Raw genomic sequence first — 19,540 nt, 5'->3', positions numbered from 1 at the left:
TGTGTATTCATTAAGATATTTTTAAATACTTAATGAAAGATTGTTTGTTTAAATCAACTTGAACATTTATAGACATTCAAGATTCTGTCTACTCTTCGCGAATGAGTTTTCATGGAGTAGTTCAAGAAGAAAAATTCTGTTACCCAAAAAAATTATTTTTTTGAGAATTTTTTATAAAGTGTAAATAGTAAAAGAGAAGAAAGTAAGATTCCCAGAAGTATATACCAGGTGTTTAATGAAGAATACATCGGGTCAGGATTTCCGATTAAGACAAGTGATGACCAGTAATAAGGAGAAGCTTCACTTAGAGAATGATTATGCAAGTATTCCAATTTCGCCTTTCGTAAGGCTTCGGATTTAGATGCTCCTCTTTTGAGATAGGTATAAAAATTGGTTATAATTTTTTCTGTAGATGTATCATCTGCTTTCCATAAAGTGGATACTACACTATTAGATCCGGTATTGAAAAATCCACGAGCTATGCTCATCACACCTTCTCCTTTTTGCAATTTCCCTTTGGACGTATTGCAAGCACTTAAAGTGACCAATTCTGCATTGTTTTTAGTACTGTAAATATCATTTAAGGTAATGTTTTTAGTGCTAGTAGCAATCCATGGTACAATAGTATCATTGGCATTAGCGTGTGTAGAAAGGTGAATAATTTTGTATGCTGGTAAAGAATTAATAAGATCTTCTTTAGTCGCATTATGGTTTACTAAAATATCACTATCAAATTTTTCTGCAATAGTTCGTACTTCTTTAGCGCTATTCGGAAGTTTTGGTAATTTTTTGTAATCTATAGGTGCCATGCCTAAAAACTCTTTCTGAGAGCTTCTTTTTAACCTCTTATTTTGTTCTAGAAAAGAAATAGAGTATGCATAACTGACTTCATGTTCCGCAATTAAATAATCCCCTTCTTTATTCATTAATGTTTCAAACGGAAAGCTTAATAAACTATCATCAGGAATAATGATAATTTTATTTTTTGATTGATAAAAGACGCTGCCGGGAAGAAGTTTCTTATACAATTCTCTAGCTAGCTTTTGAAATTCTTGTTTATCCGCTTTAGAAGCAAAAGGAGTTGAAGATAGCTCGTGAAAACTTGCAATGTAGTTTTGCAGTAAGGGAATATCAGGGATTTCATAAAGTTTTTGTTGACCTTCTGAAATTACTAGTATATATCCTAACTCATCATTCAGAATATAATGAACAAAAGACGTATTCGTTTTAGAAGCTTGATCTACTACTTTATCCAATGATAGAATAGCAGCTTCTTCTTTGCTATGATAATATTTTGGGAATCTATATTGTAGTGAATCAATAAAAGATGTATACTGGTTTTTAATTTCAAAAAGTTCTAGTGAACGATCTTTATCGCTATAAGTTTCGGACAAAGATTTATTCATAATCAGTGCTATTTTTCGTTTAAAAACCCGTTCTTTTTTAATAACACTATCAGGAATATTAAAGAACGTTTTAGACCGTTCTTTAGTAAGATCTTCCAATAACAATAGTGCTTTATTTTTTTCCAGATAATGATATGCTAATTCTGGATTATTTTGCAGGTAACAAACTTTAACCAAACTAATGTAAATATCCGATGCTAATCCTCGCCAGAATAATTTGGATTCTTGATGCATGCTTTCTAGTTTGATCAGGTCTATTAATCGATCTGCCTGTTTTAGTAAAAATAGAGCATCATCCAATAGTTCAACAGAATTTTCCGACTCATATTTTTTAATTTGAACAATAGCAAGGTTTTTAAGGAGTCCAAGGCCTAAGTTTTTATCATTTAATTTAATAGTATTTTTCTCAGAAGTATCTGTTTTTTTATTGTCAATTTTTATTATATCTAATGAACTATTTAATGAATTATAGGCAAGATCATATTTTTCTTGATCCATATATGAAAGACCTAAACTATATAATACAGCTGCGCTTAGTGCTTGGTCTTCATGATGATAACTGAGGGATTTCTTAAAATAAAATAAAGCAGAATCATTATCGACATATCTGTATACATGACCGATATTATTGTTTATGAGACATATTTCTCGGTTGTTATCTATCTTTTTTGCAATAGAAAGAGCTTTTTTATAATACGGTAAACTGGCACAAGGATCAAAAAGAGTTTCATAGTTATATAAATTTCCTAATCGCTCATTTATGAGATATTCATCAAATATATTGTAGTCGATTTTATCTTTTATACTATCTAATGTTTTTAAGGTTTCTATGCCTTTAATTATACTCTCATTATCCAATATATCTAGGTAATTGGTAGATAATTGTATTGAAGCATCAAATAACTTACGATGTTTTTTTTCTTTTCTAAATTCCTCGATTGCTTTTAGAAAATAATTAGTTGYTATATGAAAATTAGCCTCGCTATTGTGATTATTGGCAATTTTTAAATAAATGTCACCTACAGCGGTTTTTGGTTTTTTACTTTTTAAAAATTCAAAATAAGTCTCATTAGAGTCTATATAATTACCAATTTGTGAATAAAATCTGGCTAAAAGTTTAAGATTATATGAGTAAAACCGATCATTACGAGGAGTCAGTTTTTTATAGAATTTAACCGCTTTTTCAGACTGTGAGGTACCTAAATCATAATATTCGTTTTGGTATAACCAAAATGAAAAAGCAGTTAAATCAAGACCATATTGTATAGAATCTTTGTGTTTTAAATGGCTATTTAATAATGTTTTTATTTTATTTATTTTTTCTTTATCAGTATAATTCTTAGCACTTTTGATTGTATTATATGCCGTTGATGGCTGTTGTGCAAAGAAACTTACATAGAAAAGTGATAATAAAAAGAGACTAAAATATCTTTTAAAATGGCAAATTTTAGTCATTCTTGGATAAAAACAATTTATTAATAACTTATTTTATTGATGATTGTTAAAGGGATCTTCTATAGGATCTGGATCTTTTGGTGGAGTGGTAGGACAACCTCCTCTTGGGCATCCACGAGATTCATAAGAACCATTTTCATCACTACCTGGATTTTGATTTTCATATGCTTCAAATAATAAGCAATCGACAATCCATATTTCAGCTCCAGTATTAGGGTCGATTGAATAAGAATAGAAAAAATTATATGAATTTCTAATTGCATCTTTTTCAGCAGGAGTTAAATTAGGATCGTGAAATGTATATTCAATCGTGCATCCTCCAATAATAGGCCCACCTACATTCCCGCTTAGGGCATTTTTTCCATTGATTTCTTCAATTAATTGTAAGTCTTCTTCAAAAGTTTCTTGTTCATCAATAGAACAGCTTTGAAATACACTTAATAAAAAAGAGATTAAAATAATACTTAAGGTTTTCCTCATGATGATAATTTGTTTAAAAATATTAATATTTATTGATTTAGAAGCTATGATAGCTAGTTTTCATTATATAGTTCCAAAAAATACTTTTTGTAACCCATTAATTGATTTTAATTTTTAAATTGAAGCAAACCTTAGTGTTGACAAAAGGTTCCATCATTGGATCTTTATATTTCTAATCTATTTATGTTCTGTTTTTCTAAAACAAAAATTTTCATTAGTTGAAAAATTTAAAACTGAAGTGTAAATGTAATAGAGAATAGAATAATTCTGATTTTTCTTATAAATTGCATTTTTATTTTATTTCAATATTGCAACTTTAGAGTTCTGATAACGTTGTATGATCGTAAGCTTTTAATTTCGTTATAGAAAAGCTAGTTTTGTTACCCAATTTTTGAAATTGTTTTCATTATACTAATGCCAGAAAATAAATACTTTATTCAAGGAATTCTAGACTCTAATGAAAGAGTTATTACAGAGATATATTCCTCTTTTTTTCCAAAAGTTTTAGGATTTGTTCTTAATAATAAAGGACAAACTGCTGATGCGGAAGATATTTTTCAAAAAGTTCTAATGCAAATTTCTGCAAGAATAAAGCGTAGAGATTTACAAACTATTAACTCTACTTTCGAAGCATATCTGTTTACTGCATGTAAAAATTTGTGGAGAAGAGAATTAAATCTAAAAAAACGGGTAACAAATGATGTCATTAAGGAACATGTAAGTGAAGAAACTGATATGGCCTATGCTTTGTTGGAACAAGAGCGATGGGAACTTTTTAAGGAAAAGTTAGAACAATTATCTGATAATTGTAAACAAGTACTAACTTTATTTTTAAAAAAAGTATCCTACGCAGAAATCGTTGAGAAATTATCCTATGCCACTGAAACTGTAGCAAGGCAACGTGTTTTTAAGTGTAAAGCCAAACTTATTAAAATTATTAAATCAGATAAACGATTWAAAAATCTGATATCATAATGGATGCTAATCAAGAACAATATCACGATCAAATTGATGCATATCTTAGAGATGAATTGTCTAATGACGAAAAAATACTCTTTGAACAATCTTTGCAAAACAATCCTGAGTTATCGGCAGAGTTTAAAATACATCAAGAGCTATTTGCTCAAATGGATGAATCTGTATGGATTACAGACATGTTTACTCCAGAGCAAGAAGAAATTAAAGAAATTACAAGCTACTTTAGAAGTGAAGAAGCAAAGAAGTTAAAAGAAACTATAGAAAAAGCGAAAGCTAATTACTATAAAACCGAAAGAACTTCGATACTAAAAGGAAAATGGATCATCCCGGTTTTAATTGCTGCATCATTCTCCATATTTGTAATTTTATATTCTATTAATTTCTCCGAATCTCCTCAAGAATTATACGCAAAATATAATGAATGGAACGACCTGCCTTCACTTACAAGTCGGAGTGATGAGGATCAATTAACAAAAGGTCAACAACTTTTCGAGGAAAAGAAGTATAATGATAGTTTCTTATTATTCGAAAATTACATTCAGTCTACTGATGAAGTCGTACCAGCAACACTTTTATATGCAGGTATTAGTGCTTTGGAATTAGATGAATATAAAAAAGCGATTTCCTATTTCGATCAATTAATCAATTCGAATGCAATAGATCAATCCAAAGGGTATTGGTATAAAGTTTTGACTTATCTCAAACAAGGAAAAAAAGAAGAAACTATTCAAGTTTTGGAGATTATTATAAAGGATCAGGAAAATTATAATTTTGATAAAGCAAATACATTACTAAAAAAATTACGGTAGGTGATTCATATTACTGTAGTTTTTTTAGTAATGTATTACAACTATGTTGCTAGCATATACTAATTTGTACTAGCAAGGTACGCAAAACCAATCAGGACCGGGAAAAATAATCTGTCCACATTCTCCTGGTCCGCAAGGAGGGCAATGCCCACCATTTACATTTTTCTGGATCTCTCTACTGATTTCCTGCACACCGTTTAATTTTTTTAATTCTTTCATAAGAAATAGGTTTTAAAAGTGATTAACTACCTGAATATTTTAAGACACTCAGGATTTATGTCTATTAATAAGTATTAAAGTTAGGTAGTTTAAACTGAGCTTTTAAGATAGAAATAAAGGGTAATTTCCCCAATATTTTTAACAGGTTTTTAAAAGATTATTTAATGTCGGTTCTAATATGTATTTTTGAAACAAAACTCAAAAATGCGATTCGAAAACAGTAGAGAATTTGCTAAAAAGCTAGATGAGAAAGATCCTTTAAAATCCTATCGAGATCGTTTTCTTTTCCCGAAAGTTAATAACAAGCAAGTCATTTATTTTACAGGTAATTCTTTGGGACTTCAACCAAAAAATACTAAGAAATATGTGGATGAAGTAATGAATGATTGGGCAGAACTTGCTGTAGAAGGACATTTTTATGCAGATAAACCCTGGTGGGATTATCATGAAAGAATGGCAAAACCATTAGGTAAAGTCGTTGGAGCGAAACCATCAGAGATAACCGTGATGAATACATTAACTGTAAATCTACATTTGTTGATGGTTTCATTTTATCGCCCTCATGGAAGACGATATAAAATAATTTGTGAAGAAAAAGCTTTTCCAAGTGATCAATATATGTTACAAAGTCAAGTACGTTTTCACGGGTATGATCCAAATGATGCCATTGTAGAAATCAAAAAACGTCAAGGAGAACATAATTTTAGAACCGAAGATATTCTTGCTACTATAGCATCAGTAGGAGAGGAATGTGCTTTGGTGCTAATGGGAGGCGTTAATTATTATACGGGACAAGTTTTTGATATGAATACTATTACCAAAGCTGGACATGATATTGGAGCCTTTGTAGGTTGGGATCTTGCACATGGAGTTGGTAATATAGCATTGGAACTACATGATTGGGATGTGGATTTTGCGTCTTGGTGTAGCTATAAATACATGAATAGTGGACCTGGAAATGCCTCTGGATGTTTTGTGCATGAAAGATTTCACGATCAAAAAGATATTCCAAGATTTGAAGGTTGGTGGGGAACAAATAAAGAATCTAGGTTTTTAATGAAACCAGAGTTTGAGCCTATGCCTAATGCAGATGCTTGGCAACTTAGTAATGCTCCAATTTTATCGTTGGCACCTTATTTGGCTTCTTTAGAATTATTTGATGAGGTAGGTATGAGTGCATTAATAGAAAAAAGAAATCTTATTGTTTCTTATTTAGAATTTATACTACATTCGATAGATGCAGAGGTAGAAAGTACTTTTGAAATTATTACTCCAGCAAATCAAGAAGAACGAGGAACTCAACTTTCTGTTTTTCTTCATGGAGAAGGGAGAAAATTGTTCGACTTTTTAATGAAAAAAGGGGTGATTGTTGATTGGAGAGAACCCAATGTAATTAGATTGGCACCAGCTCCATTCTATTGTTCTTATGAGGATATGTATGAGTTTGGTCAGATTCTTAAACAAGGGATTTTAGATAAGAGGAAAGATTAACTTTTATTAATGCTATTGATATAAGAAGAAGGTGAAATACCTATATGTTTTTTGAATTGCTTGCAAAAATAGGAGGGATCGTTAAAACCACACTTGTATAAAACTTCAGATATTGAAGTATTATCATTTTCAAAATATTCTTGCGCTTTTTTTATTCTAAACTCATTGAGAAAACAAATAAAACTTTTGTCTGTAGCAGACTTAAATATCCTGCAAAATGAATTAGTGGTTAAGCCTAATTCCTTTGCAATCGATTTTGATTGTATCTTTTTCGAATAATTGTTATTTACATATTCAAAAACTTTTGATATTCTTGGCAAAGAGGTTTTGTCAATCTCAAGAAGTAGACTTGATTTGAAAATTGGTTTAGTATCTTTTGAAATCGAAAGTTGATGTAGAATTTGTAGAAAATTTAGTAGTTTCTCTGTATTGTTTTGAGTAGCAAATTTTAGAAATGAGTTGGACAGTTTGTTTTTTGTTCCTTTTGAAAAAATACAACCTTTAGACATCTTATGAATAAACTTTTGTATCGCTGAAAATTCTGGAAATAATTTTAATCTATCCGAAATAAAGTTCTGATTAAATTGTATCACAACCTCTACATTATCTTTTACATCTTTATTACCAAAAGGCATATGAGGAATATTAGGGCCAAGAAAAATGAGAAGTCCGTCTTCATACTTTTCAGTATTTGAAGCTACCTGAACAATTCCATTTCCATTTTTGATAAAAACTATTTCATACTCTGGATGTAAATGCCAATTTACCTCGTTGCAAAGTGAATCCTTAGTATAACTTTCTATTTTTAAGGATTTAGATTGCTCTACATAGATTTGCTCATAAGCTAATTTCATAAGACAAAATTATCATAAATGTTTCTAACTGTTATTATATTGGAATAAATCCTTTTAGTATTAGAATATTTTGTATTAACAAAACCTGTATTTTGTGATTATTTTTGGATGTGATTAATTGGTTAAATAGCACGATTTGAATTCTTTATATCTTATTGTTACTAAATTACGTTATTTCGGTCCTGCTTGGGTTTTTGCATCCCTTAATATAATGACTGGGACCTGGGTATTGTATATCCCTAAAGTGAGAACCAAGTTGTCAATAGATGACGCACAATTGGGAATAGCATTGTTTTGTTTTGCGTTAGGTACACTTACAATGATCCCGTTATCTTCGTTAATAATAAAAAGGCTTGGTGTTGGAAAGGCAACTATTATAGGAATTATTATTTTTTCTTTGTTGTTTTTGATGCCATTACTTGCATCCACTTATTTACTATTATGTGTGATTCTTTTTTCGGTAGGATTGTTTGCTTGTTTAACTGATGTAGCAATGAACGCTTTAGTGTCTGAAATAGAGCAGGAAGATGAGGTTCATATTATGTCTGCTTCTCATGGTTTTTTTAGTTTAGGAGGAGTAATTGGTGCTGGTATTGGTGGTTTTTTGATTACATATATAGAAGTTCCTCTTATGCATATGCTATGGGCAGCAATTTTTGTAATCGTAACCAATTTGTTGGTTTGTAAATCATATATGTCTATTAAAGGAAAAAAAGACGAAAACACTAAAAAATCGTTGAATTTAAAAATAGTTAAACCATTATTAGGATTAACTATTATTGCTTTTTTGATTATGGGTAGCGAAGGAGCTATAGAACATTGGAGTAAACTTTATATGCAGGATATTGTAAAGATTTCTTCAGAAAAAATATCTGGATTTGGATTCGTGGCCTTTTCCCTTATGATGACTATAGGGAGGTTCTTTGGAGATGCAATAAGTAAAAACTTAGGATCTTTTGCAATTATTATTGGTGGATCTTCAATTAGTGCATTAGGTTTTGTTGCTGTGCTTAGTAGTACTTTGATATTTAGTATTCTTGGTTTTGGATTAATAGGTTTAGGTTTTTCGGTGATAATTCCTGAATTATTTAGGTTAGCAGGAAAAACAAAAGGTGTTTCTGCTGCTGAAGGAATATCATTTGTAGCTGGATTTGGATATCTCGGTTTTTTAGTAAGTCCTCCTTTTCTAGGGTTTTTGTCCAAAGTGGAAAGCTTAAAACTTAGTTTTGCTGCTTTATTAGTGGCAACTATTATAGCTTTAATAGTTACTCTGTTTATTTCAAAAAGGAAATCTAATTGACAAGAAATTCAATAAGAATTACTCCATAACTACTTCAATATCGGTGAAATGAAGTTTCCAGTTGCCTTCATTTTTTCGATGAGTCTTTGCAATGAGAATTCCTTTGAAATTCTCATAATCTTCCCAAGAAGTAATTAAAGATGGTTCTGGTTTATTTTTCTCCCTAAATACCCATTCTTTTATTTTAAAGTCTCCTTCGAAATAAAAATCATAAGCATCTCCAGGTGTATAGCCGCCTTCATTATTGTAAACAATGGTAAACTTTTGCATTTCTTTAGAGCTAATAGGAGCAATTGCTTTTACATTATGTGTAGATGTAAAATTATTTTGATCCCAAACCAAATTAAAAGGAGCTAATAGCCAATATTTATCATTAATGAAACCTTGATCAGCTCTAATCGAAGTACTATCTATTGCAGCACGATTGTAAGAAATAGTATCTTTTGCGGTAGTCAGAGTAATTTCACTTTTTTTAGGCTTCCAGCTCCATGTTCGTTCGTAATGGCTACTATCTCTATCTACATTAAAAGTAAATTTGATTTGTTTAACTTTTTTCCAGTTGTCAAAACCATTTGCTTTAGCAATTGCCTCTGCAGTTGTCAGAATTTTAGGAGTAGCTTGTGTTTCTTTTTCTTCGACATCATTTTCATACGTATACTCTTTTTTAGTATCTGTTTTACAGGAAAATAATAATAAAGAGCACACTATTAATCCAATTACATGTTTCATTATTAGGAAATTTTAGGCTAAAATATATAAAAGGATACCTATATGAATGCTATTAACAAGGTTTTAGGTTTTTTAATGCTATATTATTCATACTACTCTAAACAAAAAAACTCCCTGAAAAGGGAGTTTTTATAGTTATTCTTTTGGAATATTTACTCAACAATAAGTTTGTATTGAGGAGTTTTATTTAAAGGACAGAAATAAGTGTATTCTCCTTTTTGTAATGTTACTGTTTTAGAACTTTCTGTTTTTCCTTCTGCAACTACTTTAGTTACATAAGCTTCCTGAATGTGATTTTTAGGATTAGTAGCGTCTTTACCGGCAGGAACTAAAACAAATCCAACATCAGTTCCAGAGTTGTTGTTAGATATATTAAAAACATAACTACCCTCTGATAATGTAACTTGTTTTTGAGTAAACTCTCCTTTAGTTTGTTCTAAAGAAACCGTTTTAACATCTTGTGCATTTGCACTTAAAGTAATTGCGAAAATAAACGTGAATAATGTGATTAATTTTTTCATGATTTTAGTATTTAAATAATTAAGGTTGAAAATGATTTTTATTTTTCTGAGAAGAAAGAAGCTTTTTAATTCTCTTTCTTCTCAGAACTGTTTAATTGTTAGTATTTATTGGTGGTTGGGTTTGTTGTTGTTAGGCAGTTGCAGTTTCTAAAGGCTGAGCTACTGGAAAATCAACAGGAACTTGTGTAGTACTATGAATATAGTTTGAGATAGTTTTATCACCTACTAAAACAATAGTGTCAATTAAGTTTCCTTTATCATATCCAGCTGCAAAGAAATTATCTACCACTTCTTGGTCAGCTCGACCTCTATTTTCTGTTATGTTTTTAGCTAGTTTAGCTAAAGCATCTAATTTACTGTCAAAAGAAGCTTGTCCAGCTCTTAATTCTAGGATTTGTTCATCAGTAAAACCGTTAATCTTTCCGATTGCAGTGTGAGCAGATAAACAGTAAATACAATTGTTTACTTCACTTACAGCTAGGTTTACAACTTCTTTTTCTTTAGCTTTTAACGATGTTTTCGCGTTAGAGAAATTTAAATAGTTTTCTAATGCAGTTTCACTGTGCGCATATGTTGCATATAAGTTAGGAACGAATCCTAAAGCTTTTGTAAGGTTATCAAAAATTCCTTGATTTGTTGCGTTTACTTCTTCTTTTGTTGGTACATTGAATGTTGCCATGATTTTAATTTTTTATATCCCTTTTTTGAAATTTCAGGATGGGTTTATATTTGAGTTTTAATTGTCTTTTAATTTGACAAGGCAAAGATCCGATCGAAATAGTTGTATTAGAATGTTCGTTTTTCCCGATGACTTGTCAATTTTTCCTTCTTCTATTTTTTAGAAGCGATAAAAGGTCTTTCTACATCACAATAAAAATCATGATGACTTCTTTGCTCACAATGAGCTTTTGTATTTAAAGTATTTACGATTGTTCTTTTTCCTTGACGAAAAATTTCTATTAAGTTGAATATGGATTTATTATTTGTTATCATTTTTATATTGTTTTAAATTAACAGTACAAAGATGAAGCGATAATAAAGGCTATAGAATGTCATTTTTTCCTAACCGCTTGTAGATTTTTCCCTAAATAAAAAAAACCTCCATTTCTGGAGGTTTCTAGCAATAAGTTTATAAATATTAGAAGAATTTGATTTCTTTTCTTTTTATCCAAAGTATGACTGCACTCAGAATAAAAGTTAATAATGCCGTAATAAAAAGAACACCTCCATCATTATTGATTTCGACACCCAATTTAGTTAAATGCATAAAAATGGCTCCTCCAATTACTCCAAGAGTTATAGTGGCTCCAATCCAGACTGTTTTTGGAATTAATAATAAGATACCAGCAACCAGTTCTACAATTCCAGTAGCTATTCTGCCATAAGGCTCTAAGCCAACTTTTGAAAAAATGTAAACACTATCAGGATGCGCGGTAAACTTAAATCTAAGGGTTTGTATAAGAATAATAGCAACAATTATTCTTAATACCAGGGGTAAGGCATTTTTCATTTTTAATTATTTCAGAGTTTGTGTTAGTTACTATAGAACGCTGGGTAATGCGTCTATTTTACCATTAAATGTATCCTTTCTAGAAATAATATACAATTCTTTAAGGTTATTGTCTTTTGATAATTGGTTAGACAATTGCGGTAAATTGTTACGTAAGAAAGTTTCAAAGGTTTCTTCATTCCTACTTCGATTTGCAGCTTTTCTTATGATTTTCAGGTAAGAAGCTTTTTCTAACACTACATTTTCTTTATTTGAATCAAAATGCAAAAGGTTGTTTTTTCCCTTTAATTTTTTTATTTCTTTTTTGAATTTTATTTCGTTTGAGGCGATCAAATCGTGATTATACTCACTAAAAGTGTTTGTATAAACGATCTCTTTAGTATTTTTTAAGTATATAGTTTCTAGCTGAGACTTATACATATTTTCTTGTCCATAAGATGGAAAAGTACCAATTAAAAAAACGAATAATGCGATAATCGGATAGTATAAATTCTTCATAATGGTATGCTTTTTAGTAAATACTAATTATACTACAATACCGGGGCTAAAATATGTAGATTTAAAAATCTCAATAATTGTTTAATGTTCAATTTGTCGAAGTAACATCATAAAAATTACACTTTCTATTCATAATTTTTACAAAAGTATAATTAGATTGGTTTTATGTGTTAACCTCTTGTAAATGTAGTCATTATACTTCGTAAAATATGTTAGAGAAAATGTAATTGTTGTATAACCACCCTTTTTTTATTTTTAATACAGAGATAATCTAGATTTATCAGGTTTTAAAATTGGATAAAGGATTTATGTTCATAACACCATGCCCAATTTTCATTGGGTTCTGCTGAGGTAACTACCGGATGTTGATGTTGCCTAAAATGCTTTGTGGCATGCTTATTCGGAGAAGAATCACAACATAAGGTGACGCCGCATTGTTGGCAAGTTCTAAGGTGAACCCAGCTGTCTCCGGTTTTTATGCATTCAAAACACTCATAGCTGTTACTTTTATGTATGTTTTGGGCATCGAAGTTTTCCAGGTGATGACAAGTTTTAATTTTAAATCCCATATCAAGTTTCGGCTAAATATTCGTGAACAAATTTTATGGCCATTGCACCTTCACCTACAGCAGATGCTACTCTGTTCATGGCTCCGGCTCTGACATCACCAGAGGCAAAGATTCCTGGGCTACAGGTTTCTAATAAAAAAGGTTCTCTTTCTTTTTTCCAGATTTTTTTGAAATTATCATAACGATTCAGATCTCTTCCGGTTTCAATGAATCCTCTGTCATTTTTAATAATATCTAGCAAAATCCATTCTGTATAGGGTTTGGCTCCTATAAATATAAATAACGCATCTGCATCCACCATCCTCGTTTCAGAAGTACTACTATTGGTTAATTCTAAAGAGGTCAGTCTTTCATTTTCTCCTTCAGCTTTTGTGACATTAGTGTGTCCTAATAAAGTGATGTTATCAATAGCATCAATCTGATCAATAAGATAACTAGACATACTGCTGGTAAGGTCTTTTTTTCGAACGATGATATATACATTTTTAGCAAACTTAGAAAGATAAACTGCAGACTGTCCTGCAGAGTTACCACCACCAACGATGTACACTTCTTTATTAGAACAAGCTTGTGCTTCAGTCATAGAAGAACCGTAATAAATACCTGCTCCGGTGTAGTCCTCTATTCCTTTAGCTTCAAGTTTTCTATAGTTTACTCCAGTAGTAATAACCACACTTTTTGTGCTAATACATTCTCCATTACCCAGAGAAATACTTTTATAACCATCTTTTTCTGTTATAGAGGTAACTTCTTGAGGTGATAAGAATTCTATTCCAAATCGCTTTGCTTGTGTAATTGCTCGATGCGTCAATTCCTGACCACTTAAGCCATTAGGAAAACCGAGATAATTCTCAATTCTAGAGCTGGTTCCCGCTTGTCCACCTGGAGCGTGTTTTTCTATTAATAATGTTTTTAAACCTTCGGATCCTCCATATACCGCAGCTGCTAATCCAGAAGGTCCAGCACCAATAATTACTACATCATACAGGTTGTCTTGAGGATGTGCATTTAAACCAAGGGCGGAAGCTAATTCAATGATATCAGGATTTTTGTAACAACTACCATTTTGTAATGAGACTACAGGAAGATCTGTGGGGATTAATTTATGAAGTTCTATAACTTCTTTTGCTTTTTCACTGGTTTCAGCATCTAACCATTGAAAAGGAAATAAGTTTCCGGATAAAAAATCCTTAATGTCATGAGATTTTGGAGAATACTGATAACCAATTACTTTGATCCCATCAAACTCAGGTTGAAAATTTACCTGCCAGGCATTTAATAAATCATGTAAAGTAGGATATAGTTTTTCTTCAGGAGGATTCCAGGGTTTTGTTAGATAGTAATCCAACTGTACATCATTAATAGCTTTTATCGCTGCATCCGTATCAGAATAGGCTGTTAGCAATACTTTTTTAGCCTCTGGGAAGAATGCTTTAGCCTTTTTAAGGAATTCTACACCAAGCATTTCCGGCATTCTCTGATCGATCAAAAATAAAGCAACAATCTCGTTTTTCTTTTTTAAATCTTCTAAAGCTTCTAATGCATCGTGAGCAGATTCAGTGCTCATAACCCTGTAGTCTTTTCTATATTCGGATTTTAAGTCCCGAGTTACCGCACGTAAAACTTGTGAGTCATCATCAAGTGCAAATATGATAGGTTTCTTCATTATTATTTTAAATTTAATGCAGACTAAAAATTGAAATTATTTGGGTCCGGTCCAGTTCTTTGATTTTTATCCAAAGATTTAATATATAGGATATCTTCATGAGATAACTCAAAATCAAATATGTCTGCATTTGCTATAATTCGCTCTTTTTTTACTGATTTGGGAATGGTGATCACTCCTTTTTGTAGATTCCATCTAAGCACAATCTGGGCTACTGTTTTTTGATATTTTTTTGCCAGATCATCGAGTATAGGAAGATCAAAAATCTTTCCTTGCATCATTGGCGACCAAGCTTCATATTGAATTTTATGTTGGTTGCAGAAATCAATTAAATCCTGCTGAATTAAATATGGGTGAAACTCCATTTGATTAACCATCGGTATGGTTTCTGATTCTTGCATAAGACTTTCCAGATGGTGTTGCATAAAATTACTTACCCCAATAGCCTTTATACGTCCATCATTGTAAAGTTTTTCCAGAGCTTTCCATGTTTCTATATATTTTCCTTGTACTGGCCAATGAATAAGATATAAATCCAGATAATCTAATTGTAATTTATCAAGGCTTTTATCAAAGGCTTTAAGTGTGGATTCATATCCCTGATCGGAATTCCAAACTTTACTTACTACAAAAATATCTTCTCTGGGGACATCGCTATTACGTATTGCTTTTCCAACGCCTTCTTCATTTCTATATATACTTGCGGTATCTACGTGACGATATCCCGCATCCAAAGCCCATTGAACAGCATCAATAACTTCGTTATCATTATCAGATAAATAGACACCAAGACCAAAGTAAGGCATGTCTACTCCGTTGTGCAGTCTAAAGGTTCCTTTTATATCGGTTATTGTATTCATAATTTAAACTAGGTAATAGGTAAATAAACGGTAAATGTGGTTTCCCCTTTTTTAGATTTTACGCTAATGTCCCCCTGATGTTGGTTAATAATTCGTTGTACCACTTCTAATCCCATTCCTGTTCCTTCGCCAATAGCTTTTGTAGTGAAAAAGGGATCAAAAATGCTGTTTAAATGTTCTTCTGGTATTCCTTCTCCATTATCAGTTATGTCTATCTTAATGAAATTTTGATCTTTACTGGTTTTGATTTTTAAATTTCCCGAGTGGTTCATAGCATCAATCGCATTGTCGATCAAGTTGGTCCATACCTGGTTTATTTCGCTGACAAAGATTTTGGCTTGTGGGAGATTTTCCTGAAATTCTTTTTCTAAGGAAATGTTTTTCTTTTTCAGTTTATGATTAAGCATAATAACTGTACTTTTTAAACCAGTATGAATGTCTGTCAATATTTTTTCGGGAGCGCGATCCATATGTGTGTAGCTTTTGATAGAACCAACCAGGTTGGATATTCTGCCCGAAGCTTCACTGATTTCATCAACCATTTTTTCTGTTGTTAATACATTTTCAATCCACTCAATAGCACTTGGGAAATTTTTTTTACCTGTGATTTCATAAATTTCTTCCATAGCATCTATACCCATACAAAAATCTAACAGTGTTTCGGTTAGTTCATAGGCATTTTCTACATCATGATCTTCTAACCATTCTTCTAATTCATCTTCTTTTTCATTACGCTCGGTGAGCTTCATATTATTTTCAGGACGATTGTTTAGCTTGTCAAAAAGAATTTTATTAAGGCTATCAACCTGATGATCTTCAATCTTTAGCGAAACTACTCGTTTAAATTTTTCTGGAACATGGCCTAAGTGCTTTTTAAGTGCCTCAGCACTGCGCACCATTGCAGAAGCTGGATTATTAAGCTCGTGTGCTAATCCAGCAGATAATTTTCCTAATGACATCATTTTCTCTGCCTGTACATTATCTTTTGTAAATTCTCTTACACGTGAAGTCATTTTATGAACCAGGCTTTCCGTTAGCTCATAATGATTGCTTATCATTTCCCTGAAATGAGATTTTTCCAGCACCAACACCTCACTATCTTCTATAACTTCTCCAAAACCTAAGGCTACACTCGCTCTGGAGAAAGGAAGTAACCCTCCAATTTGATGGGTATCCATAAGGGTTACGTGCTTATAGTTTCCATTTTGTTCGACTTTCACTTCAATCTTTCCTTTCAGGACAATAAATAGCTTATCGATAGGATCACCTTTCTGAAAAAGATATGCGCCCTTTTTTAAGTTTTGACTATAAGACTTATCAATAAGCCACTGTAATTGATTATCAGGGACAAGAGAGAATTCTGAAATTGGATGAAGTTGGTTGACGGAAAGTTTCATTAGATTAAAATTAATCAATAAAAGACCACTTTCCAATACTAATAAAGGCTGGAAATCTTAAGGTTTTTATAAAATTTATGGAGTATGAAAGTAAATATTAATTTTTTAAGATTTGTTTACCTTATTGTAGTTGTCAAGACTAGCTTGGAAGTGATTTGCTATATTTAGGATCTGATAAAACAAGAGGATCATGTCTAGCGAATTTCAAAAGTATTTTAAAACCAATCAAACAACCTGGGATAAGAAGGTAGAGGTTCATGCTTCAAGTGATTTTTACGACCTGCAATCATTTAAAAAAGGGGAGAGTTCTTTAAAAAAGTTTGAAATAAATGCATTGGGAGAAGTAAAAGGAAAATCGCTATTACATTTACAATGTCATTTTGGTCAGGATACACTGAGTTTTAGCAGGATGGGAGCAAAGTGTACTGGGGTTGATATTTCTGAAAAAGGAATAGAGCTGGCCAAGAAATTAGCACTAGAACTAGATTTAGATGCAAATTTTGTATGCTGTAATGTTTTGGATACATCCGAACATATAAAAGAAAAATTTGATATCATTTTTACGAGCTATGGAGTGATTGGTTGGTTACCAGATTTGAAGCCTTGGGGACAAATGATTGCTGAAAGGCTTAAACCTGGAGGAATGTTTTATATTGTAGAATTTCACCCTATAGTATGGATGTTTGATTATTTGGATAAAGAACCAAAAGTCAAATATGGATATCATCAAAAAGAAGCCATTTATGAAGAATATCAAGGAACATATGCAGATATGAATTCAGATATGATTAGTAAGGAATATGGATGGAATCATGGATTAGGTCAAGTAATTTCTGCATTGTCGGAAGCAGGATTAACTATTGAATACCTAAAAGAATATGATGAATCTCCTTATAACGTTTTCCCGAATATGATAAAGAATGATAATGGAATGTTTGAAAATGCTGATAAATTATTCCCGATTCTATTTGCTATTAAAGCTTTTAGGTAACAATTCTTTGATAATTTTTTTACATTTGTTGAAGGTTTTAATGTTTATAAAAGCTTGAAATATATAAAGCTAGTTTGCCAAGTACATTAAAACTCGGATCTTATGATGTTCCTTTTCATACATTGGCAAACTGGAATCACTTTTTCATATGCAAGCAAAAAATATAGCTATCGTGGGAAGTGGGCTGGCAGGTTCACTATTAGCAATTTATTTAAGGAAGCGCAATCATAAAGTTACTGTTTTTGATAGAAGACCGGATATAAGACAAGTTAAATTTAGCGGTAGGTCAATTAATCTTGCGATGTCTGTTCGTGGTTGGAAAGCATTGGATACAGTTGGAATAGGTAAGGAGATTAGAAAACTTGCTATTCCGATGGATAAAAGAACAATGCATGTAAATGATCAGCCAGTGTATCATCAATATTATGGTAAAGAGGGAGAAGCAATCTATTCTATTTCTAGAGGTGTTTTAAATCGAAAAATGATCAGTTTAGCAGAAGAATCTGGTGCAGTTTTTAGGTTTAATGAAAAAGTATGGGATGTAAATTTACCAGAAGCAAAAATTTATACAGGGGAAACGGAAAAAGGTGAATGGAAGGAGTATCAGTATGATCTAATTTTTGGTTGCGATGGTGCCTTTTCTAGAGTTCGTCATAAAATGCAGCGAAGAAGTAGATTTGATTACTCACAAGATTTTCTGGATGCAGGTTATAAAGAACTTAGTATTCCTGCAAATGAGGATGGAACTCATAAACTAGATAAGAATTCACTTCATATTTGGCCAAGAGGAAAGTTTATGTTGATAGCTTTACCTAACTTGGATGGAAGCTTTACCTGTACACTGTTTATGCCTCATGAAGGAGAAAACTCATTTGATAGTTTAACTACAGATACTATTGTGAAGGAATTTTGGAAAAAGTATTTTCCGGACACTATAAAACTAATGCCAACTCTTTTGAGTGATTTTAATAATAACCCAACTAGCGCATTAGTTACTATGAAGTGCTATCCGTGGAGTTATTGGGATAAAGTGGCTTTAGTTGGAGATTCGGCGCATGCAATAGTTCCTTTTTATGGTCAAGGAATCAATGCTGGATTTGAAGATATTTCTATCCTTGATCAAATTATTGAAGCTCATAATGGAGAGAATTGGCAAGAGATTTTTGAAGAATATCAAAAGGCAAGAAAACCAAGTACAGATGCTATTGCCGAACTTTCTTATCGTAATTTTATGGAAATGAGTAGTAAAACAGCAGATCCGGAATTTTTACTTCGAAAGAAAATAGAAAAGCATTTTGCTGAAAAACATCCTGATAAATGGGTTCCTTTATATTCTAGAGTGACTTTTACGCATAGGCCTTATGCAGAAGCCTTGGCAATAGGAAACCAGCAATCAGCGATTATGGATGAAGTAATGAAAATGGATAACATTAATGAAAAATGGAATAGCGATGAGGTCGAGCTGAAGATTATTAGTCTTCTTAATATCGCTATGTCTGATTCTGTACGCTAAAAACTTATCCAATTAACCTCTTTAACCATTTTAATTTAGAACTGGTATATGGAGCATATTTTAAATTTAATTCTATTAAAAAGGATTTTTCTAATACACTTTTATAATGCGAAAAGGTTTCAAAACCTGCTTTACCATGGTAACTGCCAATACCACTATCTCCAACTCCTCCAAAGGGTAAGTTTTGTTACATAAAATGCATTACAGCATCATTAACTGCGCCACCACCAAATGATATCTCTTTGAATATCTTATTTTTAATAGCTTTACTTTTTGTAAAGACATAGCATGATA

At 31.6% G+C, this 19,540-nt stretch carries 19 protein-coding genes; 6 read left to right on the top strand and 13 right to left on the bottom strand.

Annotated elements, in window-relative coordinates:
* Window positions 1–152 precede the first annotated feature (152 nt).
* Both GBO31_RS16620 and GBO31_RS16615 read right to left on the bottom strand, forming a co-directional pair.
* A complete protein-coding gene (locus GBO31_RS16620; protein WP_219009487.1) occupies window positions 153–2,861 on the bottom strand; it encodes a CHAT domain-containing protein in 2,709 nt (902 codons plus the stop codon).
* Window positions 2,862–2,894: 33 nt separating this feature from the next.
* A complete protein-coding gene (locus GBO31_RS16615) occupies window positions 2,895–3,341 on the bottom strand; it encodes a hypothetical protein (protein ID WP_219009486.1) in 447 nt (148 codons plus the stop codon).
* 414 nt (window positions 3,342–3,755) lie between these two features.
* Here GBO31_RS16615 and GBO31_RS16610 point away from each other — a divergent pair, with 414 nt between their 5' ends.
* The 3 genes from GBO31_RS16610 to kynU all read left to right on the top strand — a co-directional run bounded on the left by GBO31_RS16610 (window position 3,756) and on the right by kynU (window position 6,838).
* Window positions 3,756–4,316 (top strand): RNA polymerase sigma factor, encoded by a 561-nt coding sequence (locus GBO31_RS16610; protein WP_219009485.1) that lies wholly within the window; start codon window positions 3,756–3,758, stop codon window positions 4,314–4,316.
* On the top strand, window positions 4,316–5,128 hold the full coding sequence (locus tag GBO31_RS16605; protein WP_219009484.1) for a hypothetical protein: 813 nt from the start codon (window positions 4,316–4,318) through the stop codon (window positions 5,126–5,128). Before GBO31_RS16610 ends, GBO31_RS16605 begins: the two co-directional genes overlap by 1 nt.
* A 423-nt stretch (window positions 5,129–5,551) precedes the next feature.
* Window positions 5,552–6,838 (top strand): kynureninase, encoded by a 1,287-nt coding sequence (kynU, locus tag GBO31_RS16600; RefSeq protein WP_219009483.1) that lies wholly within the window; start codon window positions 5,552–5,554, stop codon window positions 6,836–6,838.
* Here kynU and GBO31_RS16595 read toward each other — a convergent pair.
* Entirely contained in the window at window positions 6,835–7,692 is an 858-nt protein-coding gene (locus tag GBO31_RS16595) for an AraC family transcriptional regulator (protein ID WP_219009482.1), read from the bottom strand. The genes kynU and GBO31_RS16595 overlap by 4 nt on opposite strands.
* Window positions 7,693–7,828: 136 nt before the next feature.
* On the opposite strand from GBO31_RS16595, the gene GBO31_RS16590 reads away from it, so the two are divergent.
* On the top strand, window positions 7,829–8,992 hold the full coding sequence (locus GBO31_RS16590) for an MFS transporter (protein WP_219009481.1): 1,164 nt from the start codon (window positions 7,829–7,831) through the stop codon (window positions 8,990–8,992).
* A gap of 18 nt (window positions 8,993–9,010) precedes the next feature.
* Here GBO31_RS16590 and GBO31_RS16585 read toward each other — a convergent pair whose 3' ends face one another.
* The 10 genes from GBO31_RS16585 to GBO31_RS16540 all read right to left on the bottom strand — a co-directional run bounded on the left by GBO31_RS16585 (window position 9,011) and on the right by GBO31_RS16540 (window position 16,742).
* Window positions 9,011–9,721: a hypothetical protein gene (locus GBO31_RS16585; protein ID WP_219009480.1), complete on the bottom strand. Its 711-nt coding sequence runs from the start codon at window positions 9,719–9,721 to the stop codon at window positions 9,011–9,013.
* A 152-nt stretch (window positions 9,722–9,873) separates the two neighbouring features.
* On the bottom strand, window positions 9,874–10,242 hold the full coding sequence (locus GBO31_RS16580) for a cupredoxin domain-containing protein (protein WP_219009479.1): 369 nt from the start codon (window positions 10,240–10,242) through the stop codon (window positions 9,874–9,876).
* Between the two features lie 130 nt (window positions 10,243–10,372).
* A complete protein-coding gene (locus GBO31_RS16575; RefSeq protein WP_219009478.1) occupies window positions 10,373–10,921 on the bottom strand; it encodes a carboxymuconolactone decarboxylase family protein in 549 nt (182 codons plus the stop codon).
* A gap of 152 nt (window positions 10,922–11,073) precedes the next feature.
* A complete protein-coding gene (locus tag GBO31_RS16570) occupies window positions 11,074–11,235 on the bottom strand; it encodes a hypothetical protein (protein WP_219009477.1) in 162 nt (53 codons plus the stop codon).
* A gap of 145 nt (window positions 11,236–11,380) precedes the next feature.
* On the bottom strand, window positions 11,381–11,752 hold the full coding sequence (locus GBO31_RS16565) for a DoxX family membrane protein (protein ID WP_219009476.1): 372 nt from the start codon (window positions 11,750–11,752) through the stop codon (window positions 11,381–11,383).
* 30 nt (window positions 11,753–11,782) lie between these two features.
* On the bottom strand, window positions 11,783–12,250 hold the full coding sequence (locus GBO31_RS16560; RefSeq protein WP_219009475.1) for a hypothetical protein: 468 nt from the start codon (window positions 12,248–12,250) through the stop codon (window positions 11,783–11,785).
* Window positions 12,251–12,537: 287 nt separating this feature from the next.
* Window positions 12,538–12,819, bottom strand: coding sequence for a UBP-type zinc finger domain-containing protein (locus tag GBO31_RS16555; protein WP_219009474.1), 282 nt, complete (start codon window positions 12,817–12,819; stop codon window positions 12,538–12,540).
* A 1-nt stretch (window position 12,820) separates the two neighbouring features.
* Entirely contained in the window at window positions 12,821–14,485 is a 1,665-nt protein-coding gene (locus GBO31_RS16550; RefSeq protein WP_219009473.1) for an FAD-dependent oxidoreductase, read from the bottom strand.
* 23 nt (window positions 14,486–14,508) lie between these two features.
* Window positions 14,509–15,345: an aldo/keto reductase gene (locus GBO31_RS16545; RefSeq protein WP_219009472.1), complete on the bottom strand. Its 837-nt coding sequence runs from the start codon at window positions 15,343–15,345 to the stop codon at window positions 14,509–14,511.
* Window positions 15,346–15,353: 8 nt separating this feature from the next.
* On the bottom strand, window positions 15,354–16,742 hold the full coding sequence (locus GBO31_RS16540; RefSeq protein WP_219009471.1) for an ATP-binding protein: 1,389 nt from the start codon (window positions 16,740–16,742) through the stop codon (window positions 15,354–15,356).
* 190 nt (window positions 16,743–16,932) lie between these two features.
* Here GBO31_RS16540 and GBO31_RS16535 point away from each other — a divergent pair, with 190 nt between their 5' ends.
* Window positions 16,933–17,733, top strand: coding sequence for a class I SAM-dependent methyltransferase (locus tag GBO31_RS16535; RefSeq protein WP_219009470.1), 801 nt, complete (start codon window positions 16,933–16,935; stop codon window positions 17,731–17,733).
* A gap of 148 nt (window positions 17,734–17,881) precedes the next feature.
* Window positions 17,882–19,246: an FAD-dependent oxidoreductase gene (locus tag GBO31_RS16530; RefSeq protein ID WP_219009469.1), complete on the top strand. Its 1,365-nt coding sequence runs from the start codon at window positions 17,882–17,884 to the stop codon at window positions 19,244–19,246.
* Window positions 19,247–19,540: the final 294 nt, after the last annotated feature.

The sequence above is a fragment of the Aquimarina litoralis genome, assembly GCF_019295435.1.
GTDB classification, from domain to species: domain Bacteria; phylum Bacteroidota; class Bacteroidia; order Flavobacteriales; family Flavobacteriaceae; genus Aquimarina; species Aquimarina litoralis_A.
The sequence above is the reverse complement of the archived record's forward strand: the minus strand, read 5'-3'. Positions and strand labels throughout refer to the sequence as shown.